The sequence below is a fragment of the Polaribacter gangjinensis genome, from assembly GCF_038024125.1.
GTDB lineage: Bacteria > Bacteroidota > Bacteroidia > Flavobacteriales > Flavobacteriaceae > Polaribacter > Polaribacter gangjinensis.
The window spans coordinates 1,384,342-1,402,726 of sequence record NZ_CP150662.1; the positions used below are offsets into that span (position 1 = coordinate 1,384,342).

The 18,385-nt window shown below is 33.2% G+C and carries 12 protein-coding genes and 1 riboswitch; of the genes, 9 read left to right on the forward strand and 3 right to left on the reverse strand.

The window, feature by feature from the left end; translation table 11 throughout:
* Positions 1 to 41 precede the first annotated feature (41 nt).
* The 4 genes from yihA to WHA43_RS06245 are packed head-to-tail and all read left to right on the forward strand — an operon-like array spanning position 42 to position 3,189.
* The gene (yihA, locus tag WHA43_RS06230) at positions 42 to 653 is read left to right on the forward strand and encodes a ribosome biogenesis GTP-binding protein YihA/YsxC (protein WP_105046239.1); all 612 of its coding nucleotides are present in this window, start codon (positions 42 to 44) and stop codon (positions 651 to 653) included.
* A gap of 6 nt (positions 654 to 659) precedes the next feature.
* Positions 660 to 1,346 carry an RluA family pseudouridine synthase gene (locus tag WHA43_RS06235; RefSeq protein WP_105046240.1) on the forward strand — a complete coding sequence of 229 codons (687 nt, stop codon included), beginning with the start codon at positions 660 to 662 and terminating at the stop codon, positions 1,344 to 1,346.
* Positions 1,347 to 1,375: 29 nt separating this feature from the next.
* Complete coding sequence (locus WHA43_RS06240; RefSeq protein WP_105047309.1) at positions 1,376 to 2,437, forward strand: alkane 1-monooxygenase; 1,062 nt, start codon at positions 1,376 to 1,378, stop codon at positions 2,435 to 2,437.
* Positions 2,438 to 2,451: 14 nt separating this feature from the next.
* Positions 2,452 to 3,189 (forward strand): nitroreductase family protein, encoded by a 738-nt coding sequence (locus tag WHA43_RS06245; RefSeq protein WP_105046241.1) that lies wholly within the window; start codon positions 2,452 to 2,454, stop codon positions 3,187 to 3,189.
* Between the two features lie 12 nt (positions 3,190 to 3,201).
* Here WHA43_RS06245 and WHA43_RS06250 read toward each other — a convergent pair whose 3' ends face one another.
* Positions 3,202 to 5,583, reverse strand: coding sequence for a penicillin acylase family protein (locus WHA43_RS06250; protein ID WP_105046242.1), 2,382 nt, complete (start codon positions 5,581 to 5,583; stop codon positions 3,202 to 3,204).
* A gap of 74 nt (positions 5,584 to 5,657) precedes the next feature.
* Here WHA43_RS06250 and WHA43_RS06255 point away from each other — a divergent pair, with 74 nt between their 5' ends.
* Positions 5,658 to 6,821: a DegT/DnrJ/EryC1/StrS family aminotransferase gene (locus WHA43_RS06255; protein WP_105047310.1), complete on the forward strand. Its 1,164-nt coding sequence runs from the start codon at positions 5,658 to 5,660 to the stop codon at positions 6,819 to 6,821.
* Between the two features lie 24 nt (positions 6,822 to 6,845).
* Entirely contained in the window at positions 6,846 to 7,856 is a 1,011-nt protein-coding gene (gene galE, locus WHA43_RS06260) for a UDP-glucose 4-epimerase GalE (protein WP_105046243.1), read from the forward strand.
* 91 nt (positions 7,857 to 7,947) lie between these two features.
* On the opposite strand, the gene WHA43_RS06265 is transcribed toward galE, so the two are convergent.
* Entirely contained in the window at positions 7,948 to 10,452 is a 2,505-nt protein-coding gene (locus WHA43_RS06265) for a zinc-dependent metalloprotease (protein ID WP_105046244.1), read from the reverse strand.
* A 144-nt stretch (positions 10,453 to 10,596) separates the two neighbouring features.
* Positions 10,597 to 11,886 (reverse strand): methionine adenosyltransferase, encoded by a 1,290-nt coding sequence (metK, locus tag WHA43_RS06270; protein ID WP_105046245.1) that lies wholly within the window; start codon positions 11,884 to 11,886, stop codon positions 10,597 to 10,599.
* Positions 11,887 to 12,216: 330 nt separating this feature from the next.
* Positions 12,217 to 12,321, forward strand: a riboswitch (SAM riboswitch).
* A 128-nt stretch (positions 12,322 to 12,449) separates the two neighbouring features.
* Here metK and WHA43_RS06275 point away from each other — a divergent pair.
* Genes WHA43_RS06275 through WHA43_RS06285 form a run of 3 tightly spaced genes read left to right on the forward strand, consistent with a single transcriptional unit; the run spans position 12,450 to position 18,364 of the window.
* Positions 12,450 to 13,730, forward strand: a complete 1,281-nt coding sequence (locus WHA43_RS06275) for an O-acetylhomoserine aminocarboxypropyltransferase/cysteine synthase family protein (protein WP_105046246.1) — start codon at positions 12,450 to 12,452, stop codon at positions 13,728 to 13,730.
* 8 nt (positions 13,731 to 13,738) lie between these two features.
* Entirely contained in the window at positions 13,739 to 17,140 is a 3,402-nt protein-coding gene (thrA, locus tag WHA43_RS06280; RefSeq protein WP_105046247.1) for a bifunctional aspartate kinase/homoserine dehydrogenase I, read from the forward strand.
* 48 nt (positions 17,141 to 17,188) lie between these two features.
* Positions 17,189 to 18,364, forward strand: a complete 1,176-nt coding sequence (locus WHA43_RS06285; protein WP_105046248.1) for an O-succinylhomoserine sulfhydrylase — start codon at positions 17,189 to 17,191, stop codon at positions 18,362 to 18,364.
* Positions 18,365 to 18,385 lie beyond the last annotated feature (21 nt).

Consider the following 18,385-nt stretch of genomic DNA (forward strand, 5'->3'; position numbering starts at 1 on the left):
CACCTTTTTCTTTTTAAAAAAGGAATCTAAAACGTACCGTTTTGAAAATAAAATCTGCCGAATTTGTGATGAGCAACAGTAATGTAATCAATGCTCCCAAAGAACGAATTCCTGAATATGCATTCATTGGAAGATCAAATGTTGGAAAATCATCATTAATTAATATGTTGATGGAACGTAAAGACTTGGCAAAAACATCTGGAAAACCAGGAAAAACGCAATTAATCAACCATTTTAAAATCAATGATGAATGGTTTTTGGTTGATTTACCTGGTTATGGTTACGCTCAAACTTCTAAAAAAAAGCGTACTATTTTTCAGTATTTTATTGAAAATTATTTCAAAGAAAGAGAACAATTGGTTTGCACTTTTGTACTGATTGATTCTAGACATAATCCTCAAAAAATCGATTTGGAATTCATGCAATTTTTGGGCGAAAATCAATTGCCTTTTTGCATTGTTTTTACAAAATCTGATAAGTTAAGTGCCAATCAATTGGAAAAACAGTTAACATCTTATAAAAAAGAATTGCTGAATTTTTGGGAACCTTTACCAACTTCATTCATTACCTCATCAGAAACTGGTTTCGGGAGAAAAGAATTTTTAGATTTTATTGACAACATCAATAAAAACATGGAGAAAGATTCCAACTAAATTAAAATGCAATCAACCAAAGATAATTTACAGGTTCTTTTTGAAGACAATCATATCATCATTGTCAATAAACGTGCAGGAGATATCACACAAGGTGATAAAACTGGCGATATTCCTTTGAGTGATGTTGTGAAAGAATATCTGAAAGATAAATATCAAAAAAAAGGAAATGTATTTTTGGGAGTTGTACATCGTTTAGACAGACCAACATCTGGAGTGATTATTTTCGCTAAAACTTCCAAATCTTTGGAACGATTGAACAAAATGTTACGAGATAAAAAAATACAAAAAACCTATTGGGCTGTTGTAAAAAATCATCCAGAAAAAGAGAAAGACACACTTATCAATTTCTTGAAAAAGAATCCAACAAACAATAAATCTGCTGTTTACAATCACGAAATAAAAGATTCCAAAAAAGCAGTATTACATTATCAATTGTTAAAAAAATTAGACAATTATTCCTTGTTAGAAATTGATTTGGAAACTGGCAGACATCACCAAATTCGTTCGCAATTATCGGCTATTGGATTTCCGATAAAAGGTGATTTAAAATATGGTTTTCCAAGATCCAATAAAGATGCAAGTATTCATTTGCATGCCCGTAAAATTGAGTTTCAACATCCTGTATCTAAAGAACTTATAAGTATTATAGCTCCAACTCCAAATGATGTTATTTGGAACGAATGCAACTAATCAGTATCTTTAGAATCATTTTTTGGGATATGAAAGCATTAAAATATTTTTCGATACTTATTTTGCCCATTGTTGTGTGGGTTTCTTTCACAAACAAAGGTTGGTTAACACATTTACCTGCCATTATTTTCTTTGGATTTGTACCGCTTTTGGAGTTTTTTATCAAACCAAATACGTCAAATTTTTCTGTTGAAGAAGAGCAAGCAGAAAAAGAAAATAAGTTATATACCTATCTTTTATACCTCACTTTACCAATTCAAATTGGTTTTTTAATTTTCTTTTTTTATATCATTCAAGAGCCACTTTCAAATTCGGAATTGGCTGGAAGAATTTTTGCCATGGGAATTATGTGTGGTGTAATTGGTATTAATGTTGGTCACGAATTGGGTCATAGAAACAATCGTTTTGACGAATTTATTGGCGAAATTTTATTGTTAACATCGCTCAATACGCATTTTTTGCCTTATCATAATGGAGGTCATCATTACAATGTGGCAACTCCTGAAGACGCTGCAACAGCAAGAAAAAATGAAATTTTATACCTTTTTTGGATTCGTTCTCATTTTTCGAGTTATGTAGAAGCTTGGAAATTAGAAAATAAGAGAATGCGTGAAGAAAATCGTTCTTGGTTTCACTATCAAAATAGAATGCTTATCTATACTATTTGCAATATTTTATTATTGAGTTTCATTTTCTTTTTCTTCGGAAAATTCGTGTTGCTATGTTTTATTGCTGCTGCAGTTTCTGGCATCATCATGTTAGAAACCGTAAATTATATTGAACATTATGGTTTGTTGCGGAACAAAAACGAATTTGGGCGATATGAAAAAGTAAAAAGAAATCACTCTTGGAATTCAAATCATCAAGTTGGACAAGTGTTGTTGTTCAATTTATCACGTCATTCAGACCATCATTACAATGGCAGCAAACATTATCAGTTATTGAAAAGCTTGCCAGAAAGTCCGCAAATGCCAACAGGTTATCCAGGAATGATGTTATTATCACTTTTTCCTCCTTTATGGTTTTGGGTGATGAATAAAAGAATTAAGAAATTTATATTTTTAGAAATAAAAAATAAAAATACTGAATAATCAATATATCAAAAATGAATCAAGAAAAAACGGTTTCTGAAGCCATACATTTCAGACGATCTGTACGTGTGTATGATGCTGAAAAAACGATTGATACTTTAGTTGTGAAAAAATGCATTGAACAAGCTTCTTTGGCACCAAATAGTAGCAATATGCAATTGTGGGAATTTTATCACATCACTTCTAAAGACGTTATTGCACAAATTGCTCCGTTTTGTTTCAACCAAAATGCTGCTAGAACAGCACAACAATTAGTAGTTTTTGTCACTAGAAAAGATTTATGGAAAAAAAGAGCAAAAGCAAATTTGTCTTTTATGGATCAAAATTTTGGAGCGAATAAACCAAAATCTGAACAATCTAAAAGAGAAAAAGTTGCCAGAAATTATTATGGAAAACTGATTCCATTTACCTATGCTGATTTTTTAGGAATTTTCGGGTATTTAAAGTTTTTACTTTTTTCACTTGTTGGAATTTTTAGACCAATTTACAGAGAAGTTCGCAATAGTGATATGCGCATTGTGGCACACAAAACTTGTGGTTTGGCAGCACAAACCTTTATGCTTTCTATGGCAGCAGCAGGTTATGACACGTGTCCAATGGAGGGTTCTGATACCTTGCGTGTAAAAAAATTGTTGGGCTTGCCTTTTGGCGCAGAAATAAATATGATTGTTTCTTGCGGCATCAGAAAACCTGAAGGTGTTTACGGAGAACGTTTTCGAATTCCTTTTGAGGAAGTTTATAAACAAGTTTAAATTAAAAATTTGCTATTTTTCAGGAACCAAAATCAACACATTTTTCATTTTTTTGATTTCTTCCGCATTTAAAGCCATTTTGATAAACGCTCCATTCAAGTATTTTTCAGCTTGGTCTTTGTAATGTTTGCTGAATAAATTTCCTGATTGTCCTGTTGGTAAAATCGACAAACTATTCTCAATATCCGAAAAATCAATCACTCTTCTTGTTGAAGGACCTGCTGTGATTTTGTAAATTCCTGTGCTATCCAATTTAAAAATTTGATTGTTGATAACCTCATTTCCTCCAATTGTTTGAAATGGACCTACATTGAATAGTTTTCGCAACATACCTCCTGCTTTTCCAATTGGATGCTCATGTTCTACTGAAATAACACGTTCCCATTTCCAACTTTCTACATTTTTACCCAATTGATTTTCTAAAAATGAAATCGCATTTTTAAATGATTCTTCTATGATTATTGATCGTGTTTCTTTAATATTTTTCGTGGTAATATCATCCCACCAAACCGAATTTTCATGATTAATTTGCGATACCAACACTTGATCTTGCAATTGTGAATTTAAAAATAATTCAAAGCTTTCACCCAATTCATCTTGGTAAGTTGCCGCTAAAAACTCATACAAAAATCGATTGTAAATGGTTGGCGCAACAGCATTTTTTAAATGATTTCCATCCCATTTTTCTAAAATTGAAAAAGCAGTTTTTTCAGCAATTGACAAGTTAGATTTGTTGATGTTTTTAAGTAAATATTTACTGATTTCTGGTGTTGTTGATGAAGTAACATCAAACAACATTTTGGCAACATCTTGCTTGGTAAAATCATTTTTATCTTTCAACAAACTCACAATTCTTTTGGCTCTATCTTCTGGCTGATAGTATCCAGGATACAATTTTCCACGAACAGAATCTGGTTGATTATTCGCAGAAAACACAAAATGTTGACTTGGATTGATGGCTTGCGGATTTTCTTCAAAAGGTAAAATTTCTAAAATTTCATCTTCGCCAGAAGCACCATTCAAATACATTTTTGATGACAAACCTTCGCGCAATTGATACAATTTTGCAGAAGCAAACCACGCAATATTATTGTCTGCATCACTATACATCACATTCAAACCTGGAGCGTGAATTTTTTCAGCCGCATTTTTAAATTCTGATAAGGATTTTGAGTGACTCATTCCATAAGCAACATCCAAGGTTTTGTTTTCCAATTGTGTGTACAACCAATACATGGCAATGGGTTTTTCATCCTGAATATGTTCAACCAAACCATTCATAATTGGGCCATGTTTGCTAACTTTTACTACAAAAGTAGTATCAGGATTGTCTTTAATTTTAATGGTTTTTGTACGCAATTTATATTTTTGAAATCCAATTGGAGTTTTGTATTCATTATCATTTTTCGGATTATTTTCTTCTGTGTAAAAATTCAAATCGTCATTTGCTAACATCGTTAAACCATAAGCCAACTTTTTATTATGACCTAATAAAGGAAAAGGCATCAACGCAATATTGAAACCATATATTTCAAAATCAGGAGTTTTGATGTGATTTTGATACCAAACTGAGGGTTGAGAAAAACCAATATGAGGATCGTTTGCAAAAATAACTTTGCCATTTTTTGTCTTTTCAGCGCCAATAACCCAAGAATTACTTCCAATAAATGTAGATACTGGTAAGGTTTTCATAATGTCATTCACAGCAACTGATAAATTGGCTTTGATAGGATTGATTTCTGTTGGAATAATAGTCAAATTCTCATTATAAGAATTCATCAATTCATTCAAATACGCATCACCCAATTTCTCTTTGATCTCTGTTAATAATGGATCTGTTTTATGCGCCACAGCAAAACTAAAAGCCATGTATCCAAAAACATTATATACATCTTTAATAGTATATTTTTCTTTTTTTACACCTACCAAAGTAAATTCAATGGGTGTGCTTCCTTCTTCAATAAATTGATTGATTCCGTCTAAATATTTTTGAGTTAAAATATATGCTTTTGAACTTTTATCTAAAGTTGCAATCGTGGTTGAAGCAGCTTCTTCAATGCCTAAACCTTTGAAAAAAACATCTGTTTTTAGTAAATCTTTTCCAAAAATTTCTGACAATCTTCCTGGAGCAATTCTGCGAATCAATTCCATCTGCCACAAACGCTCTTGTGCATGCAAATATCCCAAAGCAACATAGGCATCTTCTTGATTATTGGCATTGATATGAGGCACACCAAATTCATCAAAATGAACAGCAACTTCCTGAGAAAGATTTTTGATACTAATTTTTCCATCATAGGTAGGTTTTAGTGAATTTGCATAAATTAAAACGACTATCACTAAAAGAATCAACACGATTCCACTTATTTTTAAAAATTTTTTTAAATTTTTCATCTGGAAAGTTTTTGAACTTGTCAAAGATAACAGATTTAAATCGTATTTTTGATGTTCAAAGAATCTATAGCTACATGAAGAAAATTCAAATGGTTGACTTGCAAAGTCAATACGAAAAAATTAAAGATGCTGTTGATCAATCCATTCAACAGGTACTCAATACTGCCACCTATATCAATGGCCCATTAGTAAAAGAATTTCAAGAAGATTTAGAAAAATACCTGAATGTAAAACACGTCATTCCTTGTGCAAACGGAACAGATGCCTTGCAAATTGCCATGATGGGTTTGGATTTAAAACCTGGTGATGAAGTTATTACAGCCGATTTTACATTTGCAGCAACCGTTGAAGTAATTGCATTACTACAATTAACACCTGTGTTGGTTGATGTGGATCAAAAAACATTCAATATTGATATTGAAGCGATTAAAAAAGCCATTACTCCAAAAACCAAAGCAATTGTTCCTGTGCATTTATTTGGGCAAGTTGCCAATATGGAAGCCATTTTAGAAATTGCCAAAGAGCATAATTTATATGTCATTGAAGACAATGCGCAAGCAATTGGTGCTGATTATACATTTTCTGATGGAAGCAAACAAAAAGCAGGAACTATTGGCACTGTTGGTACAACCTCTTTTTTTCCATCTAAAAACTTAGGTTGTTATGGAGATGGAGGTGCGATTTTTACCAATGATGATGATTTAGCGCACAAATTGCGTGGTATTGTAAATCACGGAATGTACGAACGTTATTACCATGATGTTGTAGGTGTAAATTCGCGATTGGATTCTATTCAAGCAGGCGTTTTAAAAATAAAATTGCCGCATTTAGATACGTATTGTAATACGCGTAGAAACGCAGCTCGTTTTTATACAAAAGCGCTTAAAAATCATCCAGCAATCATAACTCCAACTACACAATCGAACACTACCAAAAACTGTGGTGAATTGTGTGATTTTTGTGATTGCCATGTTTTTCATCAATATACCTTACAAATCACCAATGGAAAACGCGATGCTTTGCACAAACATTTGTTAGATAACGGAATTCCGAATGCCATTTATTATCCTGTTGCTTTGCATGCACAAAAAGCATATCAAGATGAAAGATATAAGGAAGCAGATTTTCCTGTAACCAATCAATTGGTAAAAACAGTCATTTCTTTACCTATGCATACAGAATTGGATGAAGAACAATTGACATTTATCACAGAAACCATCATTAAATTTTTAAATTAAAAAAGTATCAATCAACAACCCATCATGAAAAAAATTTTAGTAACAGGAGGTTTAGGTTTTATTGGATCTCACACAGTCGTAGAATTGCAAAACGAAGGCTTTGAAGTAGTCATTATAGATGATTTATCAAACACAACTATCAATGTTTTAGATAATATTACTTCGATTACTGGTAAAAAGCCTATTTTTTATCAAATGGATACTCGTAAAAAAGAGGATTTAAAAACACTTTTCAATAGCCATGATATTGATGGCATTATCCATTTTGCAGCGTACAAAGCTGTAGGAGAAAGTATGGGCAAACCTTTAGAATACTATGAAAACAACCTAAGTTCGTTGATTTATTTATTACAAGAAATGAGAGATCGTAACTTAGACAACTTTATTTTCTCTTCCTCTTGTACAGTTTATGGTCAGGCAGATGAATTACCAGTTACTGAAAAAGCACCTGTAAAAGCGGCTGAATCTGTGTATGGTAACACCAAACAAATTGGCGAAGAAATCATTAGAGATGCCAGCAATGCGCATAAAATTAATTGTATTGCATTGCGTTATTTCAATCCAATTGGAGCGCATCCAAGTATTAAAATTGGAGAATTACCATTAGGTGTGCCACAAAATTTAATTCCATTTATTACACAAACTGCTGCAGGAATTCGCAAAGAATTGTCTGTTTTTGGAGATGATTACCCAACTCCTGATGGAACAGCTGTAAGAGATTACATTCACGTGGTTGATTTGGCAAAAGCTCACATTGCTGCACTAAAACGCTTGATGGAAAAACGAAACAAAACTACTTTTGAGTACTTTAATATTGGTACTGGAAAAGGAAGTTCGGTATTAGAAGTGATCAACGCTTTTGAAAAAGTAAACAACCTAAAATTAAATTATAAAATCGTTGGCAGACGTGAAGGAGATGTTGTTGCTGCGTATGCAGACACAACTATTGCCAACAAAGAATTGAACTGGAAAACAGAAATCAGCTTAGAAGAAGCCTTAGCTTCTGCTTGGAAATGGCAGTTGAAACAGGGATAGTTTTTAATCTTATTCATCTTTTAAATAAAAAACCCTGAACAAATTGTACAGGGTTTTTCAATTTTAATAGCAAAAAGCTAGAAGCCAATAGCTACTTTGGATCTAAAATCATTCCAATACGATCTGCAACATCTTGCAAATGGTATCTTGTTAAGGTATTGCCAGCTGCTGCAGCTGCTTTTGCATCACGTTGAATGCGTTTCAACTCGCCTCTAACCACTGCTTTTACATCAGATTGATTTACAGTAATACCACTTTGTTTTGCATAACCATTATTGATTTCACGTTGGTCTTTTGCCTCGTTTAATAAATAATTCATACGATCTAAATAAGCTCTTTGCAAGTTTCTTCTGTAGGTATCAATAGCAGCACCATTATACAATTCTGTCCAAATACCTGCTCTTAAATCATTCATCATACTTACCAAAGTATAGGCTTTTGCTGTACCATTAAGTGTTTCGTTTTCAATCATTCGTGCCATTCTTCCTGCATCTAAAATGTTGTTCAAGTTACGTGCTTGCAAGCCTCTTACTCTTTCTACTGAACCTGAAAACTCAATTTTTCCAAAGATATTTTTATCCAACATCCAAGTAGGAGTTTTGAATAAATTATCAATCAAAAATTTCAATGCTTCTTGTTGTTTTGCTTTGTTAACGTGTGTATAAACTGCGCCTTCTTGATCTGTAGTTTTGTAGTATTCATATACACCACCAATATTGGCAGTTACGTGTCCCATATATCTGTTAAACTGACCTAACAATTCGCCATACATGGTGCTCAACTCAGCATACGTTTCTCCTTTTTCAGAGGTCCATTCTTCTAATTTAGGCAAAATACGTTTCAAGTTTTTAATTCCGTACATAGACGCTTTCATAGCATCATCACCCAAATCTTCGGTTTGTGAACTTGGATCTACAACGCCTGATGCTTGTTGATGTCCAAAACGATACATTGGGTCTCCTGCATGTTTCAAAATCCAAGCATCCAACGTTTCTTTTTCACCTTTAGCATCTTTGTCTAAAATAGGTCTATAACCCCATTCAATAGCGTATTTGTCATAAATACCAATGTTTGGCATCAATGCAACTCCTTTATCTTCTGGTTGTGCTATATAGTTAAAACGCGCATAGTCCATGATAGATGGTGCGGTTCCGTATTTTGCTGTAAATGATGCTGAACGCAAAGAATCTACAGGATATGCCACTGAACTTCCCATGTTGTGAGGCAATCCTAAGGTATGACCTACTTCGTGTGATGATACAAAACGAATCAAACGTCCCATAACTTCAGTTTTGAATGAGTTACCACGAGCATCTTCATTGATGGCTGCAGTTTGGATAAAAAACCAATTGTGCAACAATGTCATTACGTTGTGATACCAGTTGATGTCTGATTCTAAAATTTCTCCTGAACGTGGGTCACTTACGTGAGGTCCGTTTGCATTTGGAATTGGAGAAGCCAAATATCTCACCACAGAATAACGTACGTCCTCTGGAGACCAATCTGGATCTTCTTCTTTCGTTGGTGGATCTTTTGCGATGATAGCTTCTTTGAAACCAGCTGCTTCAAATGCTACTTGCCAATCTTCAATTCCTTGTTTGATGTAAGGAACCCATTCTTTTGGAGTTGCTCTATCAATATAATATACAATTTGTTTTTTAGGAACTACCAATTCACCTCTTTTGAATTTTTCGATGTCTTCATCTTTCACTTCCAAACGCCATCTGTCTAAATAGGTAACTGTTTTACTACGTTGATCTTTCAATCCATAATCGTATTGACCGCGTGCAAACCATCCAACGCGTTCATCAAAATAACGACGTTTCATAGGTACTTTTGGTAATAAAATCATAGAATTACTCATCTCTAAAGAGATAGAACCCACACTTTGGTTTGATGGTGGTGCTGAAGCAATGTATGTTTTTACATGTCTCAACTCAATGTTTTGCGGATAACTACTTACTCGCTCAATATACGAACGTGCGTTGTCTAATCTTGATACTCTGTAACGAGTTCTGTATCCTTCAGGAAATCCTAATGGTTTTACATCTTCTTTCAATAATGGTGTTGCATCAATTACTACTGCTGTAGTGTCTTTGTTGAATGCTTTGATTGGAAAAGCAAATAAAACAGGTTCGAAGTTTGAGTTTACAACAGCTTCATGAATTGGTAAAATGGTGTCAGCAACTACATCATGAGAAACAACTCTCAATAATACTTGCTCACCTTTACGTTGCCAACGCAATACTTGTGTATTAGTTTTTCCGCCACCAAAACCAATTTCGCTAGCGGTTTTTGCGATACGAGTAACCATCAACATTTCTCTTTCGAAAAGTGAATCTGGAATTTCAAATAAATAAGTATCATCTTTAGAATGCACATTGAACAACCCTTTGTCAGTTGTCATGTCTTTTGTAACTACCTTTGCATAAGGTTGAGGACCTGTTTTTTTAGGTTCAGGTTTTGTAGCTGGAGTAACTACAGGGGCTTTTTTGTCGTCTTTGCTTTCTTTTTTCTTTCTTTGTGCAGTTGCATCCAAAGAAAAAGCAAAAACAAATGCAACTGAAAGCAGCTGCAATACTATTTTTTTTGTCATAATTGTGTGTGATTTGAATTGCCGCACAAAGTACACAAACCTGTAAAGATGAGGTCTTAAAATAATGTTAAAGAGATTTTAAATACACCCATATCGAATAAAAAAGCCTCTTGAAAATTTCAAGAGGCTTTTTTATATACTTTTCTACAAAGAAAAAGCTTCTTTAATCTTATCTACATAATCCAATTTCTCCCAAGTAAAGGTTTCTACTTCTTGAGAAACTGTCTCGCCCATTGGATTTGTAAATGTTACTGTTTTTATTTCAGGAGTTCTTCCCATATGACCGTAAGCAGCAGTTTCTGAATAAATTGGAGTTCTCAATTTAAATCGCTTTTCGATAAAATATGGACGCATGTCAAATATTTCTTTGATTTTTTTTCCAATTTCACCATCAGACATTTTCACTTTGGATGTTCCATATGTATTTACATTGATACTTGTAGGCTCTGCAACACCAATAGCGTACGAAACTTGTACTAAAACTTCTTTACACAGTCCTGCTGCAACCATATTTTTAGCAATATGTCTTGTTGCATAAGCTCCTGAACGATCTACTTTACTAGGATCTTTTCCAGAAAAAGCTCCTCCTCCATGAGCACCTTTTCCACCATAAGTATCAACAATAATTTTACGGCCTGTCAATCCTGTATCTCCATGTGGACCTCCAATTACAAAAACACCAGTTGGATTGATGTGATAATTGATTTTATCATTGAACAACTGTTGAATATGATTGGGCAACTTTGCAATCACTCTTGGAATTAATATATTTTTAATGTCATTATTGATGACTTTTAACATAGCATCCTCAGCGATTTTTTTATCAGAAATACTTTTTGATGCTGGTTTGATAAAATCATCATGTTGCGTTGAAATTACAATCGTATCAATTCTTTGCGGTACATTATCGTCTGAATATTCTATGGTAACTTGACTTTTTGCATCAGGTCTTAAATACGTAATTTGAGTATTTTCTCTTCGGATTTCAGCCAATTCTTTCAACAATCTGTGAGATAATTCTAACGCTAAAGGCATATAATTTTCAGTTTCGTCAGTGGCATAACCAAACATCATTCCTTGATCTCCTGCACCTTGTTCTTCTGGATTTTTTTTATCAACTCCTTGATTGATATCTGGAGATTGCTCGTGAATTGCCGATAAAACGCCACAAGAATTGCCATCAAACATATACTCACTTTTGTTGTAGCCAATTTTATTGATAACCTCTCTTGCAATTTGCTGCACATCCAAATAAGTTTGAGACTTTACTTCACCCGCCAAAATTACTTGACCTGTTGTTACCAACGTTTCGCAAGCAACTTTACTGTTTTTATCAAAAGCTAAAAAATGATCAATCAATGCATCACTTATTTGATCGGCAACTTTATCAGGATGTCCTTCAGAAACACTTTCTGACGTAAATAAATATGACATAACTATAGTTTTAATCTGTTTTTGTGAAAAATAAAATCGGATTGCAAATAGCTAAAAGTAGTAGAAATGTACTGCTTTAGCATTTTTGTTTAAACTGAAACACTTTCAGTTTTAGAGGTTGCAATCAGTTCAAATTTTTCCTCTTTGTTCGAGTTGCAAATTTAGAGTTAAATTCTAAATTGATTTGCATTTTTAAGAAAAAATTATCAGAATAAAAAAGAGCTCGTGAATTTAGAAAATCTCTTTTACCGAAAAAAAATAGATTTTTATTTGGATATTCCAATTTTCTGTTGCAATATTTGTGCTCACAAAGTTCAATAACTTATTGAAATGTTATCAAGAAAGGTGGAGGGACTAGACCCTTTGAAGCCTTAGCAACCTCCCAATTATTGGAAAAGGTGCTAAATTCTACCCAATAAAATGGATAGATAACAAAAAAGAAATTTCTTACACTACAGAAATTTCTACTATTCTTAATAACATTTTTCTAGTAAGTACATCAACAAAATTGATGTAGTTGGCTTTTGGTTTAATTATTTATTAACTCAAAAAAAAATAGAAAAATGAGTACACAAAAAATCGCAACAAACGCGTTACACGCAGGACATGATGTAACAAAAAATGGAGGAACAAGGGCTGTGCCTATTTACCAAACAACGTCGTATGTTTTTAATAATTCAAATCATGCTGCAAACCTTTTTTCATTGAAAGAATTAGGGTTTATTTACACACGATTGAACAATCCAACCAATCAAATTTTACAAGACAGATTGGCAGCCATTGAAGGTGGAATTGGCGCTGTTGTTTTTGCATCTGGAACAGCTGCTATTTCAACAGGATTGTTAACTTTACTAAAAGCGGGCGATCACATTGTTGCATCTAGTAGTTTGTATGGAGGAACGTATAATTTACTAAATGTAACTTTACCAAGATTAGGCATAACTACTACGTTTGTTGATGCTTCAAATCCTGATAATTTTAGAACAGCAGTTCAAGATAATACGAGAGCCTTTTTTGTAGAATCTTTGGGAAATCCGAAGTTGGATGTATTGGATTTAGAAGCCATTTCTAAAGAAGCAAAAACAGCAAAAGTTCCTTTTATAGTTGATAATACTGTGGCAACTCCTGCTTTATTAAATCCCATAAAACATGGTGCTGATATTGTAATTCACTCGTTAACAAAATACATTGGTGGTCAAGGAAATTCTTTAGGAGGAGCCATTATTGATGCAGGTACTTTTGATTGGTCTAATGGAAAATTCCCTGAATTTACAGAGCCTTCTGCTGGTTATCATGGGTTGAAATATTATGAAACACTTGGAGCAGCTTCTTATACTTTCAAATTGATTTTAGAAGGATTGCGTGATTTTGGTGGCGCATTGAGTCCAACAAATGCCTTCAATATCATTCAAGGTTTGGAAACACTTTCTGTTAGAATCAAACAACATTCTCAAAATGCCCTAGAAATTGCCAAATGGTTAGAACAACAAGATGAGGTTGCTTGGGTAAATTATCCAGGATTGGAAAGTAGTGCTTACAAATCATTGGCTGATAAATACTTGCCAAATGGACAAAGTGGAATTGTTACTTTTGGTGCAAAAGGCGGATTTGAAGCTGCAAAAACAATTGCTGATGAAACCAAATTATTTTCATTATTGGCAAATATTGGCGATACAAAATCGTTGATTATCCATCCTTCAAGCACAACTCATCAACAATTAAATGAAGAGCAACAAAAAAGTACTGGAGTAACTACTGATTTAATTCGACTTTCTGTTGGTATTGAAGATGTTGAAGATTTAAAAGCCGATTTAAAAGCAGCATTTGCTAAAATATCAAAATAAAAAAAACTGTGAAGCACGATTTGCCTTTTATCATCATTCCAACTTTCACTACAGAAAGTGGCACTGAATTTCAAAATATTGAATTGAGCTACCAATTATTTGGGCAGCAATTGGGTACTGCGCCTGTGGTTTTAGTAAATCATGCATTGACAGGAAATAGCAATGTTGCTGGCGAAAATGGTTGGTGGTCTGATATTATTGGTGATGAAAAAACGATTGATACGCTAAAATATACCATACTTACTTTCAATATTCCTGGAAATGGTTTTGACGGATTTGTAATTGACGATTATAAAAGTTTTATAGCAAGAGACATTGCTCGCATTTTTTTAATCGGATTGAAAGAGTTACAAATCAACCAACTTTTTGCCTTGATTGGAGGTTCGTTAGGTGGAGGAATTGCTTGGGAAATGGTGGTTTTAAATACCAAATTAACCCAACATTTTATTCCTGTTGCTACAGATTGGAAATCCACAGATTGGTTGATTGCCAATTGTCAAATTCAAGAACAATTTTTGGTGAATTCCAACAATCCTGTGCACGATGCAAGAATGCATGCCATGTTGTGCTACAGAACACCTGAATCTTTTAAAAAACGTTTTCAACGTTCTAAAAATGAAAATTCAAACATATTTAATGTAGAAAGTTGGTTATTGCATCATGGTAAAAAATTGCAAGAACGCTATCAATTGTCTTCTTATAAATTGATGAATCAGTTGTTAAAATCAATTGATGTAACCAATAATGGAAAAATTCCGATAAAAATTTTAGACACTATTGAGGCAAATATTCACATTATTGGTGTTGATTCTGACTTATTTTTTACGGCAGATGAAAACAGAGAAACGCATAGAAAATTGGCTTTGACAAAAGCAAATGTGACCTATAATGAAATCAATTCTGAACATGGTCATGATGCATTTTTAATAGAATACGACCAATTGCAAAAAATTATTGAACCTATTTTTAATAAAGATTACAGAGCTAAAAAAATGAAAGTTGTAAAATTCGGAGGAAAATCTTTAGCAAATGAAACTGGATTGCCTTATGCCATTGACATCATTCTTGATAAAATCAAACAAAAAGAAAAATTCACGATTGTCGTTTCTGCCAGAGGAAATACCACAGATGAATTGGAAGCCATTTTAGAAAAAGCAGCTGCAAAAAAAGACTATCAAAATGACTTTGAAAAACTGCAAGCTTATCAATCTGCTCCTAATTTAACTGTAGATTTTTCATCAGAATTCAACAAACTAAAAAGCATTTTTGAAGGCGTTTCTTTGTTGGGTGATTATAGTGAAAAAATAAAAGATGAAGTTTTGGCTCATGGAGAATTGCTTTCAGTAAAATTGTTGGCAAGTTTATTAGAAAATCAAGGAATTCCTGTTGCCATTGTTGATGCAAGAAAACTAATTATTACAGATGAAAATTTTGGAAATGCGCAACCTTTAAAAACAGTTTCCAAAGAAAATGTGGTACAATTTTTCAAAGAAAATTCAAAAACACTAAATCTTGTTACGGGTTTTATTGCGAGCAATCAAAAAAATGAAACCACTACTTTAGGTAGAAATGGCAGCAATTATACAGCTGCATTATTAGCGAATTTTTTAGATGCGGATGAATTGCAAAACTACACGCATGTCAACGGAATTTTCACTGCAAATCCTGAATTGGTTGCAGATGCCAAAAAAATCGAACAACTTTCTTTTTCAGAAGCAAATGAATTAGCCAATTTCGGAGCCAATATTTTGCATGCAAAAACCATCATTCCGTTATTAGAAAAAAACATCAATTTACGTATTTTAAATACGTTTAATAAAGAGGACAAAGGCACGTTAATCACCTCAGAAAGTGATGCAAAAGGCATCAAATCAATTTCCACGATTACCAATGTTTGTCTTTTGAATTTTGAAGGAAGAGGTTTGTTGGGAAAAGTAGGTGTTGATGCACGAATTTTTAAAACGTTGAGTGCAAAAAATATCAGTGTGAGCATCATTTCTCAAGGTTCTTCAGAAAGAGGAATTGGTTTTGTAATTGAAGAAAACAAAGCTGAAGAGGCTGTAAAGGCATTAGAAAATGAGTTTGAAAGTGATTTTTATTCGCAAGATGTCAATCAAATTTCAATTATCAAAAATGTAGCTGTTATTTCGATTATTGGTCAGGATTTGAGCGAATTTCATCATCCATTCAATGCGTTGATTAAAAATCAAATTATTCCGTTATTGTTCAACAATACCATCACAGGAAAAAATGTGAGTATTGTTGTGAAAAAAGAACAATTGCACAAAGCTGTCAATGTGATTCATGGACAAGTTTTTGGAGTTTCTAAAAAAGTGAACATCGCAATTTTTGGAAAAGGTTTGGTTGGAAGCACACTAATCAATCAAATTTTAGAAAATAGTGCTTCCATTTTAGAGAGAAGAAAAATTCAGTTGAATGTTTTTGCAGTAGCAAATTCTAAAAAAATACTGTTGAATAAATCAGGTGTTTCTACTAATTGGGAACAGGAATTAGCAACAAATGGTAATGAAAATGCGAGCATAATTGATGTCATTAATTTTGCAAAAACGCATCATTTAGAAAATTTAATTGCAGTTGATAACACTGCAAGTGCCGATTTTGTAAAGCAATATATTCCGTTGATTGAAGCTGGTTTTGATTTGGTTTCTTGCAATAAAATTGCGAATACATTATCCTTTGATTTTTATAAAAAATTACGCTCAAAATTAAAAGAATACAAAAAACAATATTTATACGAAACCAATGTTGGTGCAGGTTTACCTTTGATTGATACCATCAGATTATTGCACGAATCAGGAGAAAATATCACAAGAATTCGAGGTGTTTTTTCAGGAACTTTGAGCTATTTATTCAATACTTTTTCAGCAGAAGAAATTTCATTTTCGAATGTTTTACAAGATGCTATTTCTAAAGGATTTACAGAACCTGATCCAAGAGATGATTTAGGAGGTGTTGATGTGGCAAGAAAATTACTAATTTTAGCACGAGAATTGGATTTAGAAAACGAATTAGATGAAGTGGATGTTCAAAATCTTATTCCAGAAAATTTGAGAGGTGGAACTGCAACTGATTTTATCAATAATTTAGCGTTGTTGAATGATGAATATCAAACCTTAAAAAACAATCAAAAACCCAATCATGTATTGCGTTATATTGGTGATTTGAGTGGCGATCTATCACAAGAAAAAGGAATTTTAGAAGTGAAATTAGTCTCCGTTTCTAAAAATTCACCTTTAGGTTCATTGAAAGGTTCTGATGCTATTTTTGAAATTTACACAGAATCTTATGGAGCGCAACCCATTGTAATTCAAGGTGCTGGAGCAGGCGCAAAAGTCACTGCGAGAGGCGTTTTTGGAGATATTTTACGATTGGCAAAAAATAATAATTGACACATAATGTCATTCTGAACATGTTTCAGAATCTGATAAACATAAAAAATGAGTACTGAAAAACATTTCGAAACACTAGCCATTAGAACACAAACTGAAAGAAGTCAGTTTTTGGAACACTCCACACCTTTATATGTAACATCTAGCTTTGTTTTTGAGGATGCAGAAGACATGCGTGCTTCATTTGCTGAAGAAAAAGAACGCAATTTATACAGCCGTTTTACAAATCCAAATACCACAGAATTTGTTGATAAAGTTGTTGCCATGGAAGGTGCTGAAGCTGGTTACGCTTTTGCTACAGGAATGGCTGCGATTTTTACCACATTTGCAGCATTGTTAAAAGCGGGTGATCACATTGTTTCTTGCAGTTCTGTTTTTGGTTCTACACACGCAATGTTTACGAAATTTTTACCAAAATGGAATATTGAGACTTCCTATTTTAAGGTTGATGAAGTAGATTTACTTGAAAGTTTGATTCAAGAAAACACCAAAATTTTATACATTGAAACACCTACAAATCCGGCTGTAGATATTTTGGATTTGGAAAAAGTTGGAAAAATCGCAAAAAAACACAACTTGATTTTTATTGTAGACAATTGTTTTGCAACACCTTACGTACAACAACCTATTAAATTTGGGGCAGATTTAGTAATTCATTCCGCTACAAAATTGATGGATGGTCAAGGAAGAGTTTTGGGCGGAATTACTGTGGGCAACAAAGAATTAATGCATGAAATCTACATTTTTGCTAGAAATACTGGGCCTGCAATGTCGCCTTTCAATGCATGGGTTTTGTCAAAAAGTTTGGAAACTTTGGCAATCAGAGTTGAAAAACATGCTGAAAATGCGTTAAAAGTTGCGGAGTTTTTAGAAAGTCATCCAAATGTAAAAATGGTAAAATATCCGTTTTTGAAATCACATCCTCAATATGAAATTGCTAAAAAACAAATGAGTTTGGGTGGAAATATTGTAGCTTTTGAAATAAAAGGCGGAATTAATGCTGGTAGAACTTTTTTAAATAACATCAAAATGTGTTCATTATCAGCAAATTTGGGAGATACAAGAACAATTGTAACACATCCTTCTTCCACAACTCACAGTAAATTAGCTGAAAAAGACAGATTGGAAGTTGGTATTACAGATGGTTTAGTGCGCGTTTCTGTTGGTTTAGAAAATGTCGCAGATATAATTTCGGACATTGCACAAGCTTTGGATGCTAAATAATTGCTTTTTTTGTGTAGCTTT